The organism is Streptomyces spectabilis, assembly GCF_008704795.1.
Lineage (GTDB): Bacteria > Actinomycetota > Actinomycetes > Streptomycetales > Streptomycetaceae > Streptomyces > Streptomyces spectabilis.
Genome location: NZ_CP023690.1, coordinates 4,369,042 through 4,392,079, shown reverse-complemented (window position 1 = coordinate 4,392,079; position 23,038 = coordinate 4,369,042). Strand labels below are relative to the sequence as shown.

Genomic DNA, 23,038 nt, shown 5'->3' with positions numbered 1-23,038 from the left:
GCGCACAGCGCCATGGGGGAGTTGGGGGAGGGGCCGCCCGTGCGATCCGTCAGGAAGGTTCCACGCGCCTCGGGGACCAGGACCGGCTCCGGACCCGGGTCCGGTGTGCCACCGCCACCCACGGTCGCCGAGGTGGCGTCGTGCCAGCCCTCGTGCCAGCCCTCGTGGTCCACGTCGGCCCGCACGATCGACGCCTGCGTGCCACCGGCGGCCACCGTCCAGACCAGCGCCGGGAACAGCGTCGCCGCCCGCACCCGCACCCGCGTATTCGTCCGCGTATTCGTCCGCGTACTCGTCCGCGTGCCGGGCACGCGGTCCGCACGCACCCGACGCACGCACTCGACGCACGCACCCACCGCATCGCCCGCAAGGTCCTCGCATCGCCCGCGAGGCCGCTGAGGCGCAGAAGGGCAGTTGATCCGACGTGGACATAGAGATCCACAGACCCGAGAAGCTGACCGACTCCCTGCGCGCGGCCTGGCACCGGGCCATGGACGAGTCGCCCGACTACGCCAACCCCTTCCTGGCACCGCAGTTCGCGGCCGGCATCGGCACGTACCGGGGCGGGACGCGGGTGGCGGTCCTGCGCGAGGCGGGCGAGGCCGTCGGCTTCTTCCCGTACGAGCGCAACGCCGTCGGCGTGGGCCGGGCCGTCGGCCTCGGCCTGTCCGACTGCCAGGCCCTCGTGCACCGTCCCGGCGTCACCTGGGACTCCCAGGAACTGCTGCGCTCCTGCCGGCTCTCCGCCTTCGAGTTCGACCACCTGGTGGAGGAGCAGAAGCCGTTCGGCCGGTACGTCACGGGGATGTTCGACTCGCCCGTGATCGACCTGAAGGACAGCGACGACGACGCGGGCTACGCCGAGTGGCTGCGCGGCGCGTACCCGGGCATCGCCAAGACGACCCTGAAGAAGGAGCGGCGCCTGGGGCGGGACGCGGGCGAGACGCGCTTCGTCTTCGACGAGCGCGACCCCGGGCCGCTGCGCCAGCTCATGCGCTGGAAGTCGGACCAGTACCGCAGGACGGGACGCATGGACCGCTTCGCGCGGCCCTGGATAGTCGACCTGGTGACCCACTTCTCGCACGTCAGGGACGAGCACTTCGCCGGTGTCCTCTCCGTCCTGTACGCGGGCGGACGGCCGGTGGCCGCGCACTTCGGGCCGCGCTCGCGCACGGTCTTCGCGTGCTGGTTCACCGCGTACGACCCGGACTTCCGCTACTACTCGCCCGGCCTGATCATGCATCTGCGCCTCGCCGAGGCGGCCCGCAGGGACGGGGTGCGGCTCATGGACCTGGGCCGCGGCGACAAGGAGTACAAGGACTGGCTCAAGACCCGGGAACTGCGCGTCGGCGAGGGCTTCGCGACGCGCCCGCACCCGGTGGCGGCGGCCTACCGAATGTGGCGCAGACCGGTGCGCGGCCTTCGCAACACGGTCCTGGCCCACCCCCGGCTGCGGGAGCCGGCGGACCGCCTCCTGAAGTCGGCGGGCTCCCTGCGCACGCGCACGTCCGCTCCTCCACAGGCTCCTCGACGAAAGAGGTGACGATGCCGTACGGCTCACGGCTCGCCGCGACGATGACGCGGCGACTGGGACGCGAATGCGTCTACACGCCCTCGGCACGCCTGGCCCTCTACCTCGCGCTGCGGCGCTGGTGCAGGCCCGGCGCCCGGGTGCTGATGTCGCCGGTGAACGACGACGTGATCCTCTTCGTCGTCCTCGCGGCGGGACTGCGCCCGGTGCAGGCCCCGGTGTCCCCCTGGACGGGGAACATCGACCCGGCCGCCGTACCGGACGCCACCTGGGCGTCCGTGGACGCGGTCCTCACCACCAACCTCTACGGCATGCCGGACCGCGTCACCGAACTCCGGTCGCGCTGCGACGCACTGGGCATCCCGCTCTTCGAGGACGCGGCGCACGCGATCGGCACGCACGTGGACGGCAGGCCGGTCGGCACGTTCGGGAAGGCGGCGGCCTTCAGCCTGTCCAAGCACGTGGCGGGCATGGCGGGTGGGTTCCTCGCCGTCGAGGACGCGCGCACACGGCGTGAGCTGGAGGTGCTGCGCGACGACCTGCTGGTCCCCGGGCGCCTGCGCGAGGACGTGTACACGACCGTGCGCCCGCTGGCGCGTTCGGCCGTGCGCGGGCTGCACCTGGTGCGCCCGGTGTGGCGCACGCTCCAGCGCCTCGGCCTCCTGGAACGCGACTCCTTCCGCATGCCCCTGCACGCGCCCCGCCTCTCCGGCTGCGCGCACCGGGCCCCGAACCTGTCCGCGTACGAGCCGTGGGTCCGCGTGGACCTGCACGGCTACCGGGCCCGCCACGGGGCCCTGGTGCGGGGCCAGTTGAGCCTGCGCATGGCCGGGCTCGACGCGGACCTCACCCGGCGCAGGGCGGGGGTCGCCGAGCTCTCGGGCACCATCTGGGCCACGCCGGAACTCCGCGCCCGGGCCACCGACGACGGCCCTCCGGCGCTCTTCCGGACGCCCCTCCTGGTCCGCGACCGCGACGCCCTCGTCGACCGCCTCGTACGGCGCGGCGTGGTGTGCGGCTACATCTACGACCCGCCGCTCGACGACTACGCGGGCGCGGAGTTCGTCGAGCCGTCCCCCGATCCGAAGGCCGCCCGGTGGTTCGCGTCCCACGTCCTGCCCGCGGACCCGCTCCTCGCCCAGCACGTCGCCACGGCCCTCACCAAGGAATCCGCGGCCCCGGCCACCTACCCGACCCCGCCCACGACCCCGTCCCCGGACCGCCCCCGGGCGAGTCCCTTGGCCACCTGACACCCGGCTAGGAGGCGCGGCCTCCCGGAGCCTCGGTCCGCCCGACCCGGGCCCACCGCATCCGGGGCGGCTGCGCGACCCCGACGTCCTCGACGAGCTGGTGCCGCAGCTCACTGGCGCACCGCCGGACGGCCTCGGAGTCCGCGGCGGACACGGGGGAGTCCCCGGCCTCCTCCGTGTCCGCCGCTGTGCCCGTCCCGATGCCGTCGAACAGCGCGTTCTGCAGCGCGAGATACAGCTCCTTGGCGGCGGGCGTGAGGTACATGCCGCCCGCCTCCTCGCCGAAGTACCAGTCGTGGAACTCCTTGCGGAAGCGCACGAGGTCGGCGCGTGAGGGCTCCTCCCCTTCGGGCCAGTACCGCGGGACGCATCGGGAGACGTGGAACAGCCGCTCGTACCGGTCGAGGCGCCGGTCGCGCAGCGTCACGTCGTACGCGTGCTCCAGCTGCATCAGCAGCCCGGACCGGGTCGTCACGTAGCTGCCGACGGCGCCGAGAAGTCCGCCCAGCACCACGCCGAGCAGCCCGATGACCACGGTCATGCCGGCTCCGTTCCCTTCACGTGTCCTCCGGGGCGGCCAGTTCCTGGAGTCTTTCGGTGATGTCGTCCGCCCATTCCTGGGCCCAGCGGCGCAGGTCGTCGACGGCCCGGCCGTCGAGGCCGCAGGCGGCGAACTCCCCGTCGTCGATCCACTCCGCGCCGCCCAGGCGGGCGAGGAGGTCGGTGAGGTCGAAGGCGTCGCGGGCGTGGCGGCGGCCGAGCTCCTCCAGTTCGGCGCGGCTCCAGCGGTCCGCGGCCGCCCGGACGCCGACGAGGTCGCGGGCGAGGCCGCGGTCGGCGAGGGCGCGGACCCGCGTGCCGACCGTGTCCTGAAGGGAGAGGACGAGGCCGTGCTCACCCGGCACGGGCGGCTGCCAGAGGGCTTCCTTGACGAGGTCGACGTCGTACGCGCCGCCGGTGTCCGGGGCGCCGACCACGACCCGGGCGGACAGCGGGTCGCTCTCCCGGACCTGGGCGTGCCATCCCCGCGCCTCCACGCCCGTACGCACCAGGGCGACGATCCCGGCCATCGGCTCGGGGCTCTCGGTGGCGAAGCCGAGCCTGCTACAGGGGAGTTCGAGGAGCCCGTGCTCCCGCGCGGCCCAGCACCCGGCGAGGGCGAGGGGGTACGAGGCCCCCGCTTCCAGTACGTCGGCGATCAGCCGCGGCCGCGGCCCGGTCACGCTCACGCCGGGCCGGTCAGGGTCTGCCGCACGGCGGCCAGCGCGGCGTCCCACGGGTAGTCCGCGTCCGCGCCGGGGACGAAGCCGCCCTCGCCGTACAGGACGCCGACGCCCTGCTCCCGCAACTCGGTGACGCTGCGGTCCAGTTGCCGGTGCCGGGCGAGGGCGGCGGTCAGGCACGGCACCGTCACCGTGGGGACGCCCTTGCCGATGGCCTCGGCCACGACGCCGATCACGAAGTCCTGGGACAGCCCCAGCGCCCACGAGTTGAGGCTGTCGAACGTCGCGGGGGCGAAGAGGATCGCGTCCGCCGCGGGCCAGGGGTCCACCTCGCCGGGAAGCCCGTACTCGCTGCGCACGGGGTGCCCGGTGAGCACGGCGAGTCCGTCGAGGCTCTCGCGCAGCCAGCGGCCCGCCGTCGGTGTGAGGCCGAGGCAGACGTCCCACCCGTCGGACTGCGCCGCCTCGATCACCTTCGCCACGTCGAAGAGCGGAGGCGCGGCGGAGCCGAACAAGTACAGAGTCGGAGGGGTCATGCGGGTATCCCACCCCGCGGAGTCGATCACACGCAACAGCCCCTGGGCCGGGGCCCGCTCCGCCACCCGGCCCGGACCCTTGCGGTCAAGGCTTTGAGCTGCGTAAACGTCACCGTAAGTGTTCCTGGCCCGGGAGCCCCCTCGGGAACGCCCCGCGCCGACGGCCGGCTACGACTCCCTGCGTGCCGCGGGGGCCGAGGGCCGGGCGGCGGTCGCGGGGGCGATCACGCTGGTCGGCCGGCACAGGGCGAGCGCGATGTCGTCGGTCGGCGCGCGGCCCGTGTGCGTGGCCACCATGGCGTACAGCGTGTCGAGCGCGTCGGAGGGGGAGAGCGCGGCCAGTGCGTCACCGACCCGTTCCAGGAGCGGGAAGTCGGCGCCGTCGGCGTCGCGCGCCTCGCTCAGGCCGTCGGTGTAGAACAGCAGCCGGTCCCCGCTCGTGAGGTAGAAGCGGCACAGCCGCGGCTTCGGATGCAGACCCAAGGGGGGCGCCGGCTCCATTGGTTCCAGCAACCGGACCTGCTTGCCCGCCCGTACGGGCGCGGGGTGACCGCAGTTGACGATGCGGACCTCCCCCGGGGCGAACTCGGCGAGTACGGCGGTGACGAAGTCCTCCGCCTTCAGTTCCGGGGTGAGCCTGGCGTCCATGGCGGTCGCCAGGTCGGCGAGGCCGGGGGTGAGGTAGGCGAGGTCCTTGAAGGCCCCGATGGTCGCCGCGGTGGTCCGCAGGGCGTCCAGGTCGTGGCCGCGTACGTCCCCGATGAGCAGGCGCACTCCGTACGGGGTGTGGACGACGTCGTACAGGTCCCCGCACACCGACGCCCCCGGCACGGCGCAGCGGTTGCGGGCGCACACCTCGATGCCGTCGAGCTCCACCGACATGGGCCGCAGGATCGCGTCCTGTGACGCCTGCGCGACGTCGGTGGCCCGGGCCAGCGCGGCCGCGTCGGCCGTGTGCCGGGCGGCGTCGCGGACGGCCAGAGCGCCGCCGACCAACAGGACGAGGAACTCGATTCCGAAACCCGGAGTCGTTATGACGCCGTTCGCGGCGCCCGCTCCGAGAGCGAGCGACAGCGCCGCGGCCGCCACCGCCGCCGTGCGCCGTGCGTCCAGGCGGGCGCAGGCCAGCACGGGACCGATGACCAGGACAGCGACTCCCGGCTGCCGACTGCCGAGCACGCTGAGGACGGTGAGCAGGACACTCACCCCCAGCGCGAGCACCGGTCCGCCCCGGCCGCGCCTGCTCCGCGTGGTCGTCTTCCGCCACCACCGCCCGACTGCCCTGAGCGCCATGTGCGGCCCTCGCCTCCCCGTGCGTCTCGTGAGTCCGCGGCAGAGGACGGCCACTCTGGTCCAACGTCCCGCCGGGCAGGTCCGGTCGACCGGAGCGGGCCGGGAGGTGGTCGGATGTTTTCGCCGTGGTGCGGTCATGTGAGCGCCTTGCTCGAAGAAGGGGGCCCCTCGTGACGTGCGCGGCCCGGGCCTTGAGCCGGGGAGGATACCCGTGAGGGAGGGCCGTGGCGCGGCATGCCCGCGTCCCCGCTTCGCGAGGCCGCCTCCCACGGCGACCGGTTGTGGACAAGGGACGGCGGTGATCCGGGGCCGCCGCCCCGGATCACCGCTGCCGTCCTCTGTGGCCCCCTACCCCTGGAGCTTGGCCAGGGCGAAGTCGAGCCCGGTGCCGCTCGACGTCGCGCCGCCGGCGATGACGATGTCGTCGTTGCCGGTCAGTGCGATGCCGCGCGCGACATCGGCCCCGCCGGAGTGGTCGAGGGTGACGATGCCGTCCTCGCTGAACCCGGTGTCCAGGGTGCCGTTGGAGTTGTAGCGGATGACGAGGGCGTCCCCGTCGACGGGATCGACGGGGAACACGACGGATTCGCCGGTCAGACCGGCGATCACGATCTTGCCGTCGCTGTCCACCGCGACGTCGCGCGCCTCGTCCGCCCGCAAGGTGTCCACGTCCGTGGTGACCTTGCCGTCGCCGCTGAACCCGGTGTCCAGGCTGCCGTCGGAGTTGTAGCGGACCACGCCGGACTTGATGGGGCCCGCGACGCCGAACGGCTCGGGAGCGTCGACCGCGCCCGCGATCACGTAGTCGCCGCCGGGCGCCTGGCTGAAGCCGAACGCGAGGTCGGAGAGGCCGTTGAAGTCGGTGCTGACCTTGCCGTCGCCGCTGAAGGAGGTGTCGAGGGTGCCGTCGGAGTTGTACCTCACCAGCAGGAAGTCGCTGTTGGCGCTGCCGGCCGCGATCAGCTTCCCGCTGGACAGCTCCTCCAGCGAGAACAGGTGGTCGCCGGTGCCGAAGTCCGTGACGATGTGGCCGTCGCCGCCGCCGAAGCCGGTGTCCAGGCTGCCGTCGGAGTTGTAGCGGGCGATGAAGGAGTCCGCCCCGGCCGCCCCGGCCGCGAGGATCTTGCCGCCGCTCGTCAGGCTCAGGCCGCGGATGCCGTCGCCGAGCCCGCCGGACAGGTCGGTGGTGACCTTGCCGTCGCCGCTGAAGGAGGTGTCGAGGGTGCCGTCGGAGTTGTACCTCGCCAGCGCCAGGTCGGCTATCTGCTCCCCTCCGGTGAACCCGCCCACCAGGATCTTGCCGTTGCCGCCCTCGATGACCGACCGGGCCATCGACAGGGTGTCGCCGAAGCCGGTGGTGACCTTGCCGTCGCCGCTGAAGCCGGTGTCCAACGCACCGCTGGAGGTGTACTTGGCGACGCCGAAATCGCTCGGGCCGACGCCGGGGGTGCCGAAGCCCGCTCGTCCGACGACGAACAGGGAGCCGTTGGACGTGCGGAGCAGGTCGTTGCCGATCTCGGGCTCCGACGGGGTGGCGCCGAAGTCGGTGGTGACCTTGCCGCCGGTGCCGAAACCGGTGTCCAGGTCACCGGGCGCGGCCGCGGCGGTGGGCGCCATGGTCATCATCAGACCCACGGTCAGCGCGGACAGGGCCGCCAGGTGGGCCTTCCGCGCCGGGCGGCGTCCGAAGAGCGGGCCCTGCCGGCGTCCGGAGTGCGGGCCCTGCCGGCGTCCGGAGAGTGAGAAGAGTCTGGTCATGGGTGGACCTCCTCGTGCTTGTCGGCGAAGATGCCGTCGATTGGCGGGCACCATTCCGCACCCCCAGCCCCCACACAACCGGTCCATCGGAGGCGCCCGGATGGCCGCCGGGGCGCGCCGCCCGTTCGCCGGAGCGGGTCGGCGGTCACGCTCCGTGGTGTGCGCTCCGCGCTCCGTGGTGCGGGTTGCGCGCTCTGCGACTCCACCGGTCGTGAATGCCGGCGAACCGGTCGCCACCTGCCTCGAAGTGAACAGGGAGGGCAAGGCGACGCCGTGTTTCTGTCCCCGTTCCCGGTGCCTGCCCCGCGGGTGCGCCGCTGGAGCAGACTGAGCCGGGTTCGCACAGGAGCGGGAACAGCGGGAACGGGGAGGGAGCACCGTGTCACACGGCGTGCCGGGAGAGACGGAGACGGGCGAGTGGTCGGGGAACCTGCCGCGGGAGGCCGGCAGCTTCGTCGGGAGGCAGGACGAACTCGCCCGGCTCGACGGCATGTTGTGGCCGGACGGCCTCACGACCGGGGGCGGCGGGGTGCCGCGGAGCAGGGACGGCGGACGCCGTCTTGTGACCCTCCTGGGGCCGGGAGGGGTCGGCAAGACACGGCTTGCGCTACGGGCCGCGCACGGGATGCGGGCCGCCTACCCGGACGGTGTGTGGCTGGTGGAGCTGTCGCCCCTGCACGGCATCGGGCTGACCGGGCCCAGCGTGCTGGGGCTCGTGGTGATGGAGGCACTGCGGGTGGCCGATCAGACGACGCGCCCGGCGGAGGAGGCGCTGGCCGCGTGGATCGCGGACAAGCGACTGCTGCTGGTGCTCGACTCGTGCGAACACCTGCTGGAGGACTGCGCCTCCTTCGTCGATGCGCTGCGGCTCGCGCCGCACGTGGACATCCTGGCCACCAGCCGCCGACGGCTCGGGCTGTCCGGGGAGCGGTGCCTTGAGGTCGAGCCGCTGCCGGTGGACGAGTCGGGTACGGCGGCGCGGGACGACGCGGTGACCCTGTTCGCCGACCGTGCGGCCGCCGTGCGCCCCGGCTTCGTACTCGACGAGGCCACCCGGCCGGTGGCGGTCTCCGTCTGCCAGTACCTGGACGGCGTTCCGCTGGCCGTCGAACTGGCTGCGGCCCGGCTTTCCACCCTGTCGCTCACCGACCTCGACAACCACCTCGGGACGCGGACGGACCACCGCCTCGCCCTGCTGGCCTCGGACGACGGCACCGAGGACCCGTCGCGCCACCAGGCCCTGCGCACCACCATCGGCTGGAGCCACGAGCTGTGCGCTCCGCTGGAGCGGCTGCTGTGGGCCCGGCTCTCGGTGTTCACCGGCGGCTTCGGCGCCGAGGCCGCCCAGGAGGTGTGTGCCGGGGGACCGCTGGCGGCCGGACAGGTGCCCGTCCTGCTGGACGAGCTCGCCGCCCAGTCCATCGTGCAGCGCGACCGGCGCACCGGCACGGACCGCTTCCGGATGCTCGACACGGTGCGCGAGTACGGCGCGGACTGGCTGGGGGAGTTGGGCGAGGAGGACGCCGTCCGGCTGCGCCATCGCGAGTACTACCGGCGCCTGGCCCGCGACGGCTGCGCCGAGTGGAACACCGGCCGCCAGGTGCACTGGTGCGAACGCGTGCTGACCGACCACGCCAACCTGCGCGCCGCGGTGGACTGGTCCCTCGACCGGCCCGACCGGCGGGCCGCCCTGGAGATCGCGGGCACCGTGGGCTTCCTGTGGCGGCACTGCGGCCACGTGCGCGACGCGAACCGGTGTCTCGACCGGGCGCTCGCCGCCGATCCGGCTCCGGGGCCCGACCTCCTGCGGGCCCTGTGGACGCGTGGCGCCGGAGCGATCATGCAGGGCGACATGGACGCCGCCGCCGAACACGGGCGGCGGTTCACCGACGTGGCACGGCAGCAGGCGGACCCGGTCGCCCTCTCCGTCTCCGCCTACCTCACGGGCAGCCAGCTCGCCCTGCGCGGCCGGTCGGCCGAGGCGGTCGGCCTCATGTCCGTCGCCGCCCGCCTCCGCGTCCGGGACGACTGGCTCGGTTCGGCACAGATCCAGATGATCGGCGCCTTGGCGTACGCGCACCTCATGAGCGGCGACTACGAAGCGGCCCGCGCGGTGTCGGAAGAGGTCCGCGCCGAGTGCGCCCGGCGGGGCGAGCACTGGACGCGCTCGACCTCCGACGTGATCGTGGCGAAGCTGGACCTCGCCCAGGGCGACACCGCCGCGGGGGTCCGCAACGCCGCCCGGGCCGTTGCCGCGCACCGCCTGCTGCGCAGCGCCGGCGGCCTCGCGGCCCTGGCCCTCGACACCCTGGCATCCGCCATCGTCGCCGCGGGCGAGGCGCACCGGGCGGCCGAACTCCTCGGCATCGCCCAGCGCCTGTGGGACCGCGCCGGCGGCCGCGCCCAACTGAGCTCCCCGGACTTGATCGCCGCCCGCCGAGCCTGTGAACGCGTCATCCGCGACAAGATCGGTGACCCGGCCTACGAGTACTCCTACGAGGCGGGTCGCGCCATGTCGTACGAACAGGGAATGAGCTACGAGCCGGACACCGCACCCCGCACATCCGACTGAGCCCGCGCCCCCGCCTTGGCCTGCCTGCTGTTCCCTGGGCGGGGACGGTGCCCGTCGCGCCACCCGGGCCCGGTCGACCCGCCGTTAGTACGGGCCCGTGCCGAAGGAGAGTTACGCCCCTTCGGACAGCTGCCGCACGGTCGCCAGCGCGGTGTCCCAGGGGTAAGCCGTCGGCTTCCCGGAGCCAGGCGGGTTGGGGACGAAGCCACCCTCGCCGTACAGGACGGTGATGCCTTGCTCGCGCAGTTCCGTGATGCTGCGGTTGAGCTGACGGTGCTGCGCGTACGCGGCGTTCACGCACGGCATCACCACCGTCGGGATGCTCTTGCCGATGCCCTCGGCGACGACGCCCACGACGAAGTTCTGAGTGAGGCCGAGTGCGCAGGAGTTGATGCTGTTGAACGTCGCCGGGGCGAAGAGGATCACGTCAGCTTTGGGCCAAGCGTCGGGCTGCCCCGGCAGCTTGTAGTCGCTGCGCACCGGGTTCCCGGTGAGAGCGGCCAGCCCGTTCAGGCTCTCGTCGAGCCAGCGGGCCGCCGTCGGTGTCAGACCGAGGCAGACGTCCCACCCGTCCGCCTGTGCCGCTTCGATCACCTTGGCCACGTCAAACACCGGAGGCGCAGCCGAGCCGAACAGGTACAGGGTCCGTGAGGTCATACCGCCACCCCACCTCGCGGTGTCGATCACACGCAACTGCCCCTGCTCCGCGCGGAACAGGGGCCGTTGCCGGTCCAGCGCCCTTTGGCACGGGTGCCGATCCAGATGGCGACCCGCCGTTCCCCCCCAGAGGGCGCGGATGTCCCCGCCCACGGCCGCGGTGGGGCGCGAGGCGGCCCGGGGGCGGGGTTGGAGGACAGGCCTGCCAACGTAGAGGGCAGCACGGACAGGCCGCCACGAGCTTTCGCGCCTCAGTGCTGCGGGCGCAGGGGCAGCGCGGCGACGGCCGCGCCCCAGGGGAAACCCTCCGGGTTCCCCTGCTTCGGCGGGTGCGGCTCGTATCCGTCGGGACCGTCGAGGTACCGCACGCCCTGCTTCCGCAACGCCGCGACGCTGTTCGCCACCGCTGGCTGCGCGCCCTGCGCCTGGTTGAAGTACGGCATGGCCGCGACGGGCACTCCCATGTGGACGCCTTCGGACACAAGGCCGAGGGCCAGCGTGTCCGCGATGCCCGCGCCCCACTTGTTCAGGCTCGTGCAGGACAGCGGCGCCACGAGCATGGCGTCCGCCTTACTGGCCCTAACAAAGCCTCTGGACGTGCCGATGGGTGATCAGGCAGACGGCGAGTCCAAGGAATGCCTCATGAATGTCGTCGCGTCGTTCCCAGCGGATCCGCAGGCGGCGGAAGCCGTGCAGCCAGGAGATCGTCCGCTCGACAACCCAACGGAAGGTGCCCAGACCGGTGCCGTGCGGCTGTCCCCGCTCAGCGATCGCCGGCCGGATCCCGCGTTGTCGAAGGAGCCGACGGTACTTGTCGTGGTCGTAGCCGCGGTCCGCGAAGAGCATGTCGGGCCGCCGACGTGGCCGGCCGACGACTCCCGCGACCGCTGGGATCTTGTCCAACAGCGGCAGGAGTTGGGTGACGTCGTTGCGGTTCCCGCCGGTCAGCGACACTGCGAGCGGGATGCCCTGCCCGTCGGTGAGGACGTGGTGCTTGCTGCCCGGGCGTGCGCGGTCGACCGGACTGGGTCCGCTTTTGGGCCCCTGCGTGCGGCCCGGACGTGGGAGGAGTCGATCACCGCCCGCGACCAGTCCAGCTGGTTCTTCGACCGCAGCTTGTTCAGCAGCAGCTGGTGCAGCTGGTCCCAGACGCCGGCCTCGTTCCAGGCCGCCAGGCGGCGCCAGCAGGTCATGCCCGAGCCGAAGCCGAGCTCCTGGGGCAAGTACTCCCACTGGATGCCGGTGTGCAGGACGAACAGGATGCCGCACAGGGCCTGCCGGTCGGGCACTCGAGGCCGTCCCTCCACCTGCTTCGGCGGCGGCTCGGGCAGCAACGGCTCGATGAGCGACCACAGTTCGTCCGACACGATCCACGGCCGCGACTGACGCTTCCCCATGCCCACATCAACGAGCGATCAAGTCGACAGTCACATGATCAACCCGCTTTTGTTAGAGCCAGTTAGGCAGTGCATCGCTTTCACCAGGAAGTTTGTACTGCGAGCGCACCCGGTGCCCGGTCAGTTCCGCCAGCTCGTCGAGGCGGCCTTCCCACCACCGGGCCGCAGAGGGCGTGAGGATCACACACGCCTCCCACCCTGCGGCCTGCACACAGCGGACTCCACGATCGATGTACTGGGTCGGACCTGCGGCGCAGGCGATCAAGTAGAGAACCGGCTTCGTCATGCCGGGAGTCCACACCGCTGCGCGAGCACACGCAACTGCCCTCCGGGGCCGCATGCGTGTGATGCCCCCGCGCGCTGTCTGCCGCCCGGCGAAGGCATCGCCCCCAGCCCTGACGGCCGCCCGCGCGCCTGCACGCCCTGCCACACCGTCCAGACCCGGGTCCTGGCGGCCTACCTCGACTGGTACGACCACGGCATCACCTGCCTGCGCTGCCCGCAGGTGCCCGCAGCAGGGCGTCCGGACAGCGGTACGCCGAGGACGTCGACGAGGGCGGGCACGCCGGCCGCAACCCGGGCGGGCATGGGGTCGAGCGGCATCCGCGAACAGAGGAGGCCTCCCGTTCGAATGAACGGGAGGCCTCTCGACTCGCTGGCCTGCTGCGCAAGCTGGTGCCCCCGGCAGGATTCGAACCTGCGACACCCGCTTTAGGAGAGCGGTGCTCTATCCCCTGAGCTACGAAGGCGTGCCGTCCGTGAGGGCGGCTCTGGACAGGGTATCCGATGAGGGGGCGGAGGCGGCCGGGTGTGGGTGGGGTCCTGTCGTCGTGGGCGGGTGGCGTAAACGGTCGTACGTACGGACTGTTGATGGACCTCAACTGTCCGTGTGCGTCACGATGGCAACTCCGGACACTTCCCGGCGGAAGGGGTTGGTCTCTGTGGCGCAGGCTCGGTCGTCCCGTGTCGTGGTCGTCGGTGGCGGGGTCATGGGGGTCTCGGTGGCCTTTCACCTCGCCGAGGCGGGGGTCCGGGACGTCGTGGTCGTGGAGCGGGGCGCGCTCGGCCGGGGGAGTTCGGGCAAGCCGATCGGCGGGGTGCGGGCGCAGTTCTCCGACCCGGTGAACATCGCCCTGGGCGCGCGGAGCCTGCGGGCCTACGGCGACTTCGCGGCGCGGCCGGGCGGCGACATCGGCCTGGAGCGGGTCGGGTACCTGTTCCTGCTCGACCGGGCTGAGGACGTCGCCGCGTTCGAGGAGAGCGTCGCGGCGCAGACGGAGATGGGGGTGCGCGGCCGGATCGTCGGGCCGGACGAGGCCCGCGAGCTGTGTCCGTACGTACGGACCGACGGGCTGCTCGCCGCCGCGCACTCGCCCGACGACGGGCACGCCCGGCCGGGAGCCGTCGTCGCCGGGTACGCGGGGGCCGCCGCCGCGGCAGGGGTCTCCTTCGTCACGGAGACCGCCGTGACCGGGATGGACGTGACCGGCGGGCGCGTCACCGCCGTGCGGACCGACCGCGGGGCGATCGCCTGCGACGCCGTGGTGTGTGCCGCGGGCGCCTGGTCCGCGGGCGTCGGGGAGATGGCGGGGGTGCCGCTGCCGGTGCGGCCGCTGCGGCGGCAGATCGCGTTCTCGGCGCCGCTCGTGCCGCCCCCGCCCCGCACCCCGTTCACCATCGACTTCTCCTCCACGGCGTACTTCCACAACGGCGACCGCGGCGGGCTGCTGTTCGGGCTCGCCGATCCGGGGCAGCCGGAAGGTTTCGACACGACGTGGACCGAGGAGTGGGTGGAGCTGTTCCGGGACGCGATGCGGCGGCGGGCGCCCGCGCTCGCGGGCCTGGACGTCGTGGGCGGCTGGGCCGGGCTCTACGAGGTCACGCCCGACCGCAACGCCCTCGTCGGGCGCTCCCGCGACGTGCCCAACTTCCTGTACGCCACCGGGTTCTCCGGGCACGGATTCCTCCAGGCCCCGGCCGTCGGCGAGGTCGTGCGCGATCTGTTTCTGGAGCGCGAGCCGGTCGTGGACGTGTCGTCCCTGAGCGCCGAGCGGTTCCGGGTGGGCGTGGGCGGCAGACCGGAGGCCCACGTGGTGTGACGGTCACCCCGCGCCCGCCCGGCCCCCCCCGCCCGCCCGGCCCCCCCCGCCCGCCCGGCCCCCCCGCCCGCCCGGTCCCGCCGAGAGGAGCCCCCATGACCTCCCCGTACGCCCCCTGGCAGCTCCGCGCCGCCTTCGCCGCGCGTCTCTCCGACATGTACGGGCGCGAAGTGCCCGCGTACACCACCCTCGTCGACGTGTCCCGCGAGGTGAACGAGGACGTCCTGCGCGAGCGCGGCGCCGACGCCGAGCGGCTCGGGTCCATCGGCCGGGTCACGGCCGAGCGGCACGGCGCGATCCGCGTCGGGACCCCGGCAGAGCTGGGCCAGGTGGCGCGGATCTTCGGGGCGCTCGGGATGCGGCCCGTCGGCTTCTACGACCTGCGCGAGGCCGCCGCCAGCGCCGTGCCCGTGGTGTCCACCGCCTTCCGGCCCGTCGACGGGGACGAGCTGGCCCGGAATCCGTTCCGGGTGTTCACCTCGCTCCTCACCCCCGCCGACCCGCGGTTCTTCGACGACGGGCTGCGGCGGCGCCTTGAGGACTTCCTCGCCGCGCGCGAGCTGTTCCCGCCGGAGCTGCTCGCGCTCGCCGACCGGGCCGCGGCCGAGGGCGGGCTGCCCGCCGCCGCGGCCGAGCGGTTCCTCGAACTCGCCGTCGCCGCCTTCGAGTTGTCCGCCGAACCGATCGACAAGGCGTGGTACGAGGAGCTGGCGCGGGTCTCCGCCGTGGCCGCCGACATCGGCGGCGTGCGCAGCACCCACATCAACCACCTCACGCCCCGCGTCCTCGACATCGACGAGCTGTACCGCCGGATGACCGCGCGCGGCGTCCGGATGATCGACACCGTGCAGGGGCCGCCCGCCTGGGACGGGCCCGACGTGCTGCTGCGCCAGACCTCGTTCCGGGCGCTCGACGAGCCGCGCGCGCTGCGCCTCGCCGACGGCAGCGTCGTCAGCGGGGCGCTGCGGGTGCGGTTCGGGGAGGTGGAGGCGCGCGGGATCGCCCTCACGCGGGCGGGGCGCGCCCTCTACGACGACCTCCTCGCCCGGGTCGACGCGCGCCGACCGGCCACCCCGGCCGAGCGCACGGCGACCGCCCGCGAGCTGTGGGCGGCCCTGCTGCCCCGCACCGAGCGCGACCTGGCCGCGCGGGGGCTCGGCCACTTCACGTACCACGTGGTGGCGGACAGGCCCCGCGACGGCGCCGCGCCGCCCGCGAGCCTGGACGGGCTCCTCGACGGCGGCTGGGTGCGGGCCGCGCCCCTCGTGTACGAGGACTTCCTGCCCCGGTCCGCCGCCGGGATCTTCCAGTCGAACCTGGAGGAGGCGGGGGTCCGGGACGACGCCGTCGCGGGGGCCGCGTATGACAGCGCCTGGCTGTCGGGGGCCGTGGGGCGCGAGGTCCTCGACCCCTTCGCCCTGTACGCGGCCCAGGAGCGGGCCTCTCTGGACGTGGTTGCCCAGGAGCTCCGCATCCCCGGCCTCGGCGTCCCGGCTGGGGGCTGCGCCCCCTAGACCCCCGCATCGCGCTGCGCGCTCGTCCTCAAACGCCGGACGGGCTGATTCTGTCCCTCCGCCCCTCTCCGAAGGAGACTTCCGTGCCGCCCACCCTCCCCGCCACCGACACCCTCCGCCGTCGCGCCCACGACGCCCTCTCCCGCGTCGGGGCCGAGATTCCCGAAGGACGGGGGATCCAGGCCCGTACGCCGATCACCGGTGAGGGCTTGTTCGCGCTCGCCGCGGCCGCGCCGGAGGCCGTCGAGGAGGCCGTCGCCGCCGCGCACGAGGCGTTCCTGGAGTGGCGGGCGGTTCCGCCGCCGCGCCGGGGGGAACTGGTGCGGCGCCTGGGCGAGTTGCTGCGGGAGCACAAGGAGGACGTCGCCGATCTGATCACCGTCGAGGCGGGCAAGATCCGCTCGGAGGCGCTCGGCGAGGTGCAGGAGATGATCGACGTCTGCGACTTCGCGGTGGGCCTCTCGCGCCAGCTGTACGGGCGGACCATCGCGTCCGAGCGCCCGGGGCACCGGCTCGCGGAGACCTGGCATCCGCTCGGGGTCGTCGGTGTGATCTCCGCGTTCAACTTCCCGGCCGCCGTCTGGTCCTGGAACACCGCCGTCGCCCTGGCCTGCGGCGACACCGTGGTGTGGAAGCCGTCCGAGCTGACGCCGCTGGTCTCGCTCGCGTGCGCGCGGCTGCTCGACCGGGCCGCCGACGACGTGGGCGCCCCGGCCGGCGTGCACCGGCTGCTGCTCGGCGGCCGGGCCGTGGGGGAGCGGCTCGTGGACCATCCGCGGGTGGCGCTCGTCAGCGCCACCGGGTCCACGCGCATGGGGCGCGAGGTGGGGCCGCGGGTCGCCGCCCGCTTCGGGCGCTCGCTGCTCGAACTCGGCGGCAACAACGCGGCCGTCGTCGCGCCCTCGGCGGACCTCGACCTGGCCGTGCGGAGCGTGGTGTTCGCCGCGGCGGGCACGGCGGGGCAGCGGTGCACGACCCTTCGCCGCCTCATCGTGCACGAGGACGTCGTGGACGCGCTGGTGGGGCGGCTCGCGGGCGCGTACCGGAAGCTGCCCGTCGGGGACCCCTTCGACGCGTCGACGCTGGTGGGGCCGCTGGTCTCGCTGCCCGCCCTCGACCGTATGCAGGAGGCCGTCGGCCGGGCCCAGGCCGAGGGCGGCAAGGTCCTCGCGGGCGGTCAGCGCCGCCTCGCCGACATCGCGCCCGACGCGGCGTACGTGGAACCCGTCGTGATGCGCGTCGGCACGCAGACCGGGGTGGTGCGCGAGGAGACCTTCGCGCCGATCCTCTACGTGCTGACGTACGGCGACTTCGACGAGGCGATCGCGCTGCACAACGACGTGCCGCAGGGGCTCTCGTCGAGCGTCTTCACGCGTGACCAGCGCGAGGCCGAGCTGTTCCTGTCGGCCGAGGGCTCCGACTGCGGCATCGTGAACGTCAACATCGGCACGTCGGGCGCGGAGATCGGCGGGGCCTTCGGCGGCGAGAAGGAGACCGGCGGCGGGCGCGAGTCGGGGTCCGACGCCTGGCGCGCGTACATGCGGTCCGCCACGAACACCGTCAACTACTCGGGCGGGCTCGCGCTCGCGCAGAACGTCAGCTTCCTGTAGCCGCCGGACGGACGTCCGGGCCGGTCAGGTCGCGGACGTAGCGGACCCCGGGGCGGTCGTCGAGGACGATCTCCCCGGCGGGCACGAAGCCGGTGCGGGCGAGCACGGCCTGCGAGCCGGGGTTGTCGGTGGTGGTCTCGGCGCGCAGCGACGTCAGGCCGTACTCGGCGGCGGCGAGGACGCACACCTGCCGCACCACCGATGTGGCGAGCCCCTGGGAGGTGGCCTTCTTGGCGATGCGGTAGCCGAGCTCGGCCGAACCGCCCGCCACGTCCACCAGGTTGACCCGCCCGAGGATCTCGCCGTCGCCGCCGACCACGACGTGGAAGTGGCAGGCCCCCGTCTCCTGCTCGGCGAGCAGCGCGCGGTGGCGCTCGTCGAACGCGGCGAAGTAGGCGTCACCGCGGTCCGGGACCGACGCGGCGAAGTAGGCGCGGTTCTCCCGCTCGAAGGCGAGCAGGGCCGGGGCGTGGTCTGCGCGCAGGCGCTGGAGTTCGGGCATGTCAGAACCGTACGTCGTGATGGGCCGTCAGCGGCACTGCTTAACGGCCTGTGAACAGGGACTTGGCCAGGTGCCCGGGGCTGCTCGGGGTGCGCGGCCGGACGGCTAGTCCCGCCTCGAGATGTCGAAACCGAAGGCGACCGTGCCCGGGTCGACCGCCGTCACGCCGCCGTCGACCGTGAGCGTCGCGCCGTTGACGAACGACGCGGCGGGCGAGAGCAGCCAGGCGATCGCCTCGGCGACCTCCTCCGGGGAGCCGGGGCGGCCCGCCGGGATCAGCCGCGTCGCCTGTTCGTACGCGGCGTCGAGCCCCTCCTCGCCGGTGCCGAGCCGGGCGGACCGGGCGAACATGTCCATGCGCCGGTCCGCCATCTCCGTGCGCACCCAGCTGGGGCAGACGGTGTTGGCGCGCACGCCCAGCGCCCCGTAGTCGACGGCGACGGAGCGGCAGAGCTGGAGGAGCGCCGCCTTGGAGGTGGCGTACGCGGCGTTGCCGACGCCGTTGCGAAGGGCGGAGACCGAGGCGACGGCGACGACCGAGCCACGGGTCTCAAGGAGGTGCGGCAGCGCGGCGCGCAGCAGGTGGAAGGGGCCGGTGAGGTTGGTGGTGAGAACGGTCTCCCAGTCCTCGGGGGTCACGTCGCCGACGGCCCCCGGGCGGCCGGTCCCGGCGTTCAGGACGACGCCGTCGAGCCGTCCGTACGCCTCGACGGCCGCCGCGACGAGACCGGCGACGGCCTCGGGGTCGGCCGCGTCGGCGGGGTGGGCGAGCGCGCCGGTCTCCTCGGCGACCTGGCGCAGCGGCTCCGGGCGCCGCCCGGAGACGACCACCTGGTGCCCGGTGGCGCTCAACTGGCGGGCGGTGGCGGCGCCGATGCCGGTACCGCCGCCGGTGACGAGGACAACGCGGCTGTCAGCCATGGTCGTTCGGCCTCCCTGAAGAGATCGCCCCGAGGGCGCTGGCACGCTCCACTCTGTTACCCCCGCCCGCCTGTCCGATCACCCTTCAGGGGATGTATACGTTCGCGCCGAACGCCGAGATCGTGGAGGCCCGGGAGCCGACGACCTCGATGGGCGCGCCGCCGCAGTCCGACGCGGGGTACGACCAGCACCCCCTCGGCCGCGAGCGCGGAACCCGGCACCGCCAGGGCCAGCGTTCCGGCCGCGACGACGGAGCCGAGGGCGAGGGCGATACGACGCATGAGCGGTCCTCCTGCCTGCCGGGGCCGCCGAGCACGACCCGCGAGGAAACCGAACGTACGCGATCACGCACACAGCGTCACCGGCGTGCGGAAGCTCAAGATCCCCTGCGCGGCAGGCCGTGCACGCCAGGTCGTGTGCTACGGTGCGAACAGCACGTGTGTACGCCCCCTCTGGGCGCCGTGCCTTCGTTCTCCGACTCGGTGCGCTCTTCGCCCGGTCCGGACTCTTACTCCGATCAAGCCGTCGTACGAGGCAACGATCCGTCGCCACCCTGTGTCACGGACCCTCGCGACCGGCCTTCTCCGCGCACTCGCGCACGTCCCGCGTCTTCCGCGAAAGGACCACCCACCACCATGAACCCCACTCAGACCACCATCCCCACGGATCCCGCGGCCGGCCTGCGGATCCACAGCGGTGTCCTGGACATCGCGAAGGTCGACGGGCAGCTGCGCGCCGCGGGGTGCCTGCCCGGGCCCGGCGACGTCCTCGTCCCGGCCGCCCTCGTCCGCCGGCTCGGCCTGCGGGCGGGCGACTTCGTCGAGGGCACCTGCGGCCCGCGGCCCCGTGTCCTCGCCGAGGTCACCCGCGTCAACGGCCGTCTGCCCCAAGGCCTGCGCGCCAGGCCCCGGTTCGCCGACCTCACCCCGCTGCACCCGCGCGAGCGGCTGCGCCTGGAGACGCCGGGCGGCTCCCTCGCCCCGCGCCTCGTCGACCTGGTGGCGCCCGTCGGCAAGGGGCAGCGCGGCCTGATCGTCGCCCCGCCGCGCACCGGCAAGACCGTGCTGCTGCGCCAGCTCGCGGACGCCGTCGCCGTCAACCACCCCGAGTGCCACGTCATGGTCGTCCTGCTCGACGAGCGGCCCGAAGAGGTCACCGAGATGCGCCGCGCCGTGCGCGGCGAGGTGCTCGCCTCCACCTTCGACAAGGGGCCCAAGGCACACGTCACCCTCGCCGAACTCGCCGTCGAGCGCGCCAAGCGGCTCGTCGAGGACGGCAAGGACGTCGTCATGCTCTTCGACTCGCTGACCCGGCTGTGCCGCGCGTACAACAACACCGCGGCGAGCGGCGGCCGCACCCTCAGCGGCGGCGTCGACGCGGCCTCCGTGCAGGGGCCCAAGCGGCTCTTCGGCGCCGCGCGCCTCGCCGAGGAGGGCGGCTCCCTGACCATGCTCGCCACCGTCCTGGTGGAGACGGGCTCGCGCGCCGACGAGTACTACTTCGAGGAGCTCAAGTCCACCGGGAACATGGAGCTGCGCCTCGACCGCACGCTCGCCGACCGCCGGGTCTTCCCGGCCGTCGACGTCACCCCTTCCGGCACCCGGCGCGAGGAACTCCTCGTACCGGAGAGCGAGTTGGCGGCCATGCGCGGTCTGCGGCGGGCGCTCGGCCGCCGCGACGGGCGCGAGGGGGCCGAGGCGCTGCTCGACCAGCTGCGCAAGGCGCCCAGCAACGCGGCGTTCCTGCGGCAGGTGCGCCTGTCCGTGCCGGGTGCCGCCCTCGCGGCGTGAGCGGGTCCGGGGCCTCAGTCGCGCGTGACCAGGATCCGGTGGTTGCCGTCCAGGTCCACGCCCGCCACCTTCACCTTCACTCCCGCCCTGCGGTCCGTGAAGGTCTCGCCGAGGGTGAACGGCGCGTCCGACAGCTCCGCGTGCACGTTCGGGCTGCGGGTGCAGCCGCCGCTGTCGCGGGTCGCGTCGGTGACCGCGATGGGGCCGTGGCCGGTGTCGACGTCCGCGTCCACGCGGTACACGAGCACGCCGGGGCGGCACACCGCCTCGTCGTTGCCCGCGCGGGTGCGCAGCTCCACGGCGTACCCCGTCTTCGCGTCGGCGGGGACGAACACCAGCTTCGTGCCGCCGCGCCCGGCGAGCGGGGTGAGCAGGTGCTCCGTGGTGCCGCGCGACGGGGCGCAGTCGACCTGGGTGTCGTCGAGCCAGCCGAGCTTCCACTTGTGCCAGCCGAGCAGGTCGTTGTTGGCGCCCCAGTCCTCGCTCATGATGTCCCAGTGGCCGACCGCGCCGCCGCCGTCGCGCGTGTACAGGTCCGGCAGGCCGAAGACGTGGCCGTTCTCGTGCGGCAGGACCCGGTAGCCCGTCTGGTCGTAGCTGCCCGAGCCGTCGTCCTGGCGGCTGTACACGAAGGAGGCGTTGGCGATCGGCACGCCGTCGGCCACCGGTGCCTCGTGGTTGCCCGCGAAGGTCACCGACAGGACGGTGTCGAGCGCGGAGGGGCCCGCGTTCGGCGTGATGAGGACGTTGAGCAGGTCGTACGCGCGAAAGTCCACGTCCGGGTCGGCGGCGGTCACGATGTCCCGGACCAGGTCGCGGTAGCCCGGGTCGAAGGGCGCGCCGCGCTCTATCCCGTACTTCTTGAACGGCTTCGGCATCCGCAGCCAGTCGGACACCGGCACCTCGGGCCGGTAGTCGAGGCGGCCGTAGGAGCTGGTGCGGAACCAGTCGGAGGTCTGCGGGAAGAACTCCCCGAGCCGGTCGAGCGCCGAGCCCTCGCCGGGGGCGTCGGGGAAGTCGACCATCAGGTTCAGGGCGCGCACGGTGCCGGTGGAGCGGGTGTAGCCGGGGCCCGTCGGGATGCCCTCCGACATCTGGACGCCGAGCTCGCCGCTGATCATGCAGGGGCCGAGCGCGGTGGACCGGGCCTGCGAGACCGGGCCCGCGGCCGACGGGGTGTCCGCGAGGAGGCGGCCGGTGCTCGCGGAGGTGGTGACGGCGAGCACGACCGCGGCGGCCGAGCCGAGGGCCACGGCCCTGGCGGCCCGGTGGCGGCGCGGCCGCCCCGGCCCCCGGGCCCCCGTGCCGCGGCCCCGGCCTATGCCCTTCCACGTCGGCTGCTGCATGCGTGGGCCTTCCGCTCCGCGGCAGCCGCCGGGTCCGGCTGCGCCCTGTGCGATCACCCTGTGCCGGAGGGTGCGGGGGCGCGCGCTGAGCGCGACCGATCGTGGGTTTCTCGGAAAGTTCCGGGGGAGCGGGGCCGGGGGTGTGACGCGGCCCGACAGCCCTCCTTCGACATGTGATGCAGGTCACATGGAAGGCGGGAAATAACCGGGGAGCGTCTCCCCGTTTAGACCGGTGTCGCGCGAAACGGGGATCCACTCCCCGGAACGCGTACCTCAGCTCCCGCCGGGAAATTCGTTGGACCCGCCACCCGGGCCCCTGCGAACCTGAGGCCTTTGACCGCTTCGAGGAGAACTGCCGTGTCCACCGCCACCGCCACGCAGCGCAGCGCACCGCGTCCGCGGGCAGACGCCCTGCGCAACCGGGAGCGGATCGTCGCCGCCGCACGCGAGATGTTCGTGCAGCACGGCCCCGACGTACCGCTGGACGAGATCGCGCGCCGCGCGGGCGTCGGCAACGCCACGGTCTACCGTCACTTCCCCGACCGCGGCGAACTGGTGCACCACGTCCTGCTCTTCGTCACCGACCGCGTCTCGCTGCTCGCCGAGGAGGCGATCGAGGCCGTCGACGCGGACCCGGACAGCGCCTTCGAGGCACTGCGCGGCTTCGCGCACGCCGCGGTGGACGAGCGCATCGGCGCCCTGTGCCCGATCGTCTCCGAAGCCCTCGACCCCGAGCACCCCGAACTGCACGCGGCCCGCATGCGCGTCGAGGGCGCGGTGCAGGGGCTCATGGACCGCGCCGCCGCGGCGGGTCAGCTGCGCCGCGACATCGGCGTCGCCGACGTGATGATCGCCCTGTCGCAGCTGACCCGGCCGCTGCCGGGGTCCAGCGGCTGCCTCCTGGACTTCGACCGCTTCGTGCACCGCCATCTCCAGCTGTTCCTGGACGGCCTCATGGCACCGGCCCGCTCACAGCTTCCGGGACACCCCGCGACCTTGGAGGAGCTACGCCAGAAGGCCGACTGACCGGCGCGCGACC

At 73.6% G+C, this 23,038-nt stretch carries 21 protein-coding genes and 1 tRNA gene; 8 read left to right on the top strand and 14 right to left on the bottom strand.

The window, feature by feature from the left end; all coding sequences use genetic code 11:
- Positions 1-424: 424 nt before the first annotated feature.
- Together CP982_RS18955 and CP982_RS18950 are read left to right on the top strand one after the other, a co-directional pair.
- Positions 425-1,543 (top strand): GNAT family N-acetyltransferase, encoded by a 1,119-nt coding sequence (locus CP982_RS18955; RefSeq protein ID WP_150511634.1) that lies wholly within the window; start codon positions 425-427, stop codon positions 1,541-1,543.
- Between the two features lie 2 nt (positions 1,544-1,545).
- A complete protein-coding gene (locus tag CP982_RS18950; protein ID WP_150511633.1) occupies positions 1,546-2,781 on the top strand; it encodes a DegT/DnrJ/EryC1/StrS family aminotransferase in 1,236 nt (411 codons plus the stop codon).
- Positions 2,782-2,788: 7 nt separating this feature from the next.
- Here CP982_RS18950 and CP982_RS18945 read toward each other — a convergent pair whose 3' ends face one another.
- From CP982_RS18945 to CP982_RS18925, 5 genes are all read right to left on the bottom strand, one after another.
- A complete protein-coding gene (locus CP982_RS18945) occupies positions 2,789-3,322 on the bottom strand; it encodes a hypothetical protein (protein ID WP_150511632.1) in 534 nt (177 codons plus the stop codon).
- Positions 3,323-3,338: 16 nt separating this feature from the next.
- Positions 3,339-4,010, bottom strand: a complete 672-nt coding sequence (locus tag CP982_RS18940; protein ID WP_150511631.1) for a ferredoxin reductase domain-containing protein — start codon at positions 4,008-4,010, stop codon at positions 3,339-3,341.
- Positions 4,007-4,540: a flavoprotein gene (locus tag CP982_RS18935; protein WP_150511630.1), complete on the bottom strand. Its 534-nt coding sequence runs from the start codon at positions 4,538-4,540 to the stop codon at positions 4,007-4,009. Before CP982_RS18935 ends, CP982_RS18940 begins: the two co-directional genes overlap by 4 nt.
- Positions 4,541-4,708: 168 nt before the next feature.
- Positions 4,709-5,833, bottom strand: a complete 1,125-nt coding sequence (locus tag CP982_RS18930) for a PP2C family protein-serine/threonine phosphatase (RefSeq protein WP_150511629.1) — start codon at positions 5,831-5,833, stop codon at positions 4,709-4,711.
- 348 nt (positions 5,834-6,181) lie between these two features.
- Positions 6,182-7,591, bottom strand: coding sequence for an NHL repeat-containing protein (locus CP982_RS18925; protein WP_150511628.1), 1,410 nt, complete (start codon positions 7,589-7,591; stop codon positions 6,182-6,184).
- Between the two features lie 379 nt (positions 7,592-7,970).
- Here CP982_RS18925 and CP982_RS18920 point away from each other — a divergent pair, with 379 nt between their 5' ends.
- Positions 7,971-10,163 (top strand): ATP-binding protein, encoded by a 2,193-nt coding sequence (locus tag CP982_RS18920; protein WP_229879448.1) that lies wholly within the window; start codon positions 7,971-7,973, stop codon positions 10,161-10,163.
- 111 nt (positions 10,164-10,274) lie between these two features.
- Here the strand turns inward: CP982_RS18920 and CP982_RS18915 are convergent, their stop codons facing one another.
- The 6 genes from CP982_RS18915 to CP982_RS18895 all read right to left on the bottom strand — a co-directional run bounded on the left by CP982_RS18915 (position 10,275) and on the right by CP982_RS18895 (position 12,966).
- A complete protein-coding gene (locus CP982_RS18915; protein WP_150511627.1) occupies positions 10,275-10,820 on the bottom strand; it encodes a flavoprotein in 546 nt (181 codons plus the stop codon).
- 251 nt (positions 10,821-11,071) lie between these two features.
- Complete coding sequence (locus CP982_RS18910; RefSeq protein WP_150511626.1) at positions 11,072-11,380, bottom strand: flavoprotein; 309 nt, start codon at positions 11,378-11,380, stop codon at positions 11,072-11,074.
- A gap of 19 nt (positions 11,381-11,399) precedes the next feature.
- Positions 11,400-12,217 (bottom strand): IS5 family transposase gene (locus CP982_RS18905; protein WP_372503381.1). Its coding sequence is split into 2 segments (ribosomal slippage): positions 11,400-11,866 and positions 11,866-12,217, totalling 819 coding nucleotides; the frame shifts between segments, so codons are not numbered across the junction.
- Positions 12,218-12,269: 52 nt separating this feature from the next.
- Positions 12,270-12,503, bottom strand: coding sequence for a hypothetical protein (locus CP982_RS18900; RefSeq protein WP_308294308.1), 234 nt, complete (start codon positions 12,501-12,503; stop codon positions 12,270-12,272).
- A gap of 170 nt (positions 12,504-12,673) precedes the next feature.
- Positions 12,674-12,805, bottom strand: coding sequence for a hypothetical protein (locus tag CP982_RS42970; protein WP_260423102.1), 132 nt, complete (start codon positions 12,803-12,805; stop codon positions 12,674-12,676).
- An 85-nt stretch (positions 12,806-12,890) separates the two neighbouring features.
- A tRNA-Arg gene (locus tag CP982_RS18895) sits at positions 12,891-12,966 on the bottom strand.
- A 192-nt stretch (positions 12,967-13,158) separates the two neighbouring features.
- Here CP982_RS18895 and CP982_RS18890 point away from each other — a divergent pair.
- The 3 genes from CP982_RS18890 (at position 13,159) to amaB (ending at position 17,440) form a co-directional block, all read left to right on the top strand.
- The gene (locus CP982_RS18890; RefSeq protein ID WP_170316457.1) at positions 13,159-14,316 is read left to right on the top strand and encodes an NAD(P)/FAD-dependent oxidoreductase; all 1,158 of its coding nucleotides are present in this window, start codon (positions 13,159-13,161) and stop codon (positions 14,314-14,316) included.
- A gap of 95 nt (positions 14,317-14,411) precedes the next feature.
- Positions 14,412-15,830 carry a 2-oxoadipate dioxygenase/decarboxylase gene (gene hglS, locus CP982_RS18885; protein WP_150511624.1) on the top strand — a complete coding sequence of 473 codons (1,419 nt, stop codon included), beginning with the start codon at positions 14,412-14,414 and terminating at the stop codon, positions 15,828-15,830.
- 83 nt (positions 15,831-15,913) lie between these two features.
- Positions 15,914-17,440, top strand: coding sequence for an L-piperidine-6-carboxylate dehydrogenase (amaB, locus tag CP982_RS18880; RefSeq protein ID WP_150511623.1), 1,527 nt, complete (start codon positions 15,914-15,916; stop codon positions 17,438-17,440).
- On the opposite strand, the gene CP982_RS18875 is transcribed toward amaB, so the two are convergent.
- Positions 17,427-17,942 (bottom strand): GNAT family N-acetyltransferase, encoded by a 516-nt coding sequence (locus CP982_RS18875; RefSeq protein WP_150511622.1) that lies wholly within the window; start codon positions 17,940-17,942, stop codon positions 17,427-17,429. The two genes, amaB and CP982_RS18875, sit on opposite strands and share 14 nt — an antisense overlap.
- A gap of 105 nt (positions 17,943-18,047) precedes the next feature.
- On the bottom strand, positions 18,048-18,863 hold the full coding sequence (locus CP982_RS18870) for an SDR family NAD(P)-dependent oxidoreductase (protein WP_150511621.1): 816 nt from the start codon (positions 18,861-18,863) through the stop codon (positions 18,048-18,050).
- Between the two features lie 635 nt (positions 18,864-19,498).
- Here CP982_RS18870 and rho point away from each other — a divergent pair.
- Complete coding sequence (gene rho / locus CP982_RS18865; RefSeq protein ID WP_150511620.1) at positions 19,499-20,653, top strand: transcription termination factor Rho; 1,155 nt, start codon at positions 19,499-19,501, stop codon at positions 20,651-20,653.
- 14 nt (positions 20,654-20,667) lie between these two features.
- Here rho and CP982_RS18860 read toward each other — a convergent pair whose 3' ends face one another.
- Complete coding sequence (locus tag CP982_RS18860) at positions 20,668-21,999, bottom strand: M6 family metalloprotease domain-containing protein (RefSeq protein WP_150511619.1); 1,332 nt, start codon at positions 21,997-21,999, stop codon at positions 20,668-20,670.
- Positions 22,000-22,356: 357 nt separating this feature from the next.
- Here CP982_RS18860 and CP982_RS18855 point away from each other — a divergent pair, with 357 nt between their 5' ends.
- Positions 22,357-23,025, top strand: coding sequence for a TetR/AcrR family transcriptional regulator (locus tag CP982_RS18855; protein ID WP_150511618.1), 669 nt, complete (start codon positions 22,357-22,359; stop codon positions 23,023-23,025).
- Positions 23,026-23,038: the final 13 nt, after the last annotated feature.

What these genes read in the sequence shown, in the direction of transcription:
- CP982_RS18870 (WP_150511621.1), bottom strand. Translation starts at nt 18,863, where the DNA reads ATGGCTGACAGCCGCGTTGTCCTCGTCACCGGCGGCGGTACCGGCATC.
- hglS (WP_150511624.1), top strand. Translation starts at nt 14,412, where the DNA reads ATGACCTCCCCGTACGCCCCCTGGCAGCTCCGCGCCGCCTTCGCCGCG.
- CP982_RS18860 (WP_150511619.1), bottom strand. Translation starts at nt 21,999, where the DNA reads ATGCAGCAGCCGACGTGGAAGGGCATAGGCCGGGGCCGCGGCACGGGG.
- CP982_RS18935 (WP_150511630.1), bottom strand. Translation starts at nt 4,540, where the DNA reads ATGACCCCTCCGACTCTGTACTTGTTCGGCTCCGCCGCGCCTCCGCTC.
- CP982_RS18910 (WP_150511626.1), bottom strand. Translation starts at nt 11,380, where the DNA reads ATGCTCGTGGCGCCGCTGTCCTGCACGAGCCTGAACAAGTGGGGCGCG.
- CP982_RS18915 (WP_150511627.1), bottom strand. Translation starts at nt 10,820, where the DNA reads ATGACCTCACGGACCCTGTACCTGTTCGGCTCGGCTGCGCCTCCGGTG.
- CP982_RS18945 (WP_150511632.1), bottom strand. Translation starts at nt 3,322, where the DNA reads ATGACCGTGGTCATCGGGCTGCTCGGCGTGGTGCTGGGCGGACTTCTC.
- CP982_RS18875 (WP_150511622.1), bottom strand. Translation starts at nt 17,942, where the DNA reads ATGCCCGAACTCCAGCGCCTGCGCGCAGACCACGCCCCGGCCCTGCTC.
- CP982_RS18925 (WP_150511628.1), bottom strand. Translation starts at nt 7,591, where the DNA reads ATGACCAGACTCTTCTCACTCTCCGGACGCCGGCAGGGCCCGCACTCC.
- rho (WP_150511620.1), top strand. Translation starts at nt 19,499, where the DNA reads ATGAACCCCACTCAGACCACCATCCCCACGGATCCCGCGGCCGGCCTG.
- CP982_RS42970 (WP_260423102.1), bottom strand. Translation starts at nt 12,805, where the DNA reads ATGCCCGCCCGGGTTGCGGCCGGCGTGCCCGCCCTCGTCGACGTCCTC.
- CP982_RS18930 (WP_150511629.1), bottom strand. Translation starts at nt 5,833, where the DNA reads ATGGCGCTCAGGGCAGTCGGGCGGTGGTGGCGGAAGACGACCACGCGG.
- CP982_RS18900 (WP_308294308.1), bottom strand. Translation starts at nt 12,503, where the DNA reads ATGACGAAGCCGGTTCTCTACTTGATCGCCTGCGCCGCAGGTCCGACC.
- CP982_RS18950 (WP_150511633.1), top strand. Translation starts at nt 1,546, where the DNA reads ATGCCGTACGGCTCACGGCTCGCCGCGACGATGACGCGGCGACTGGGA.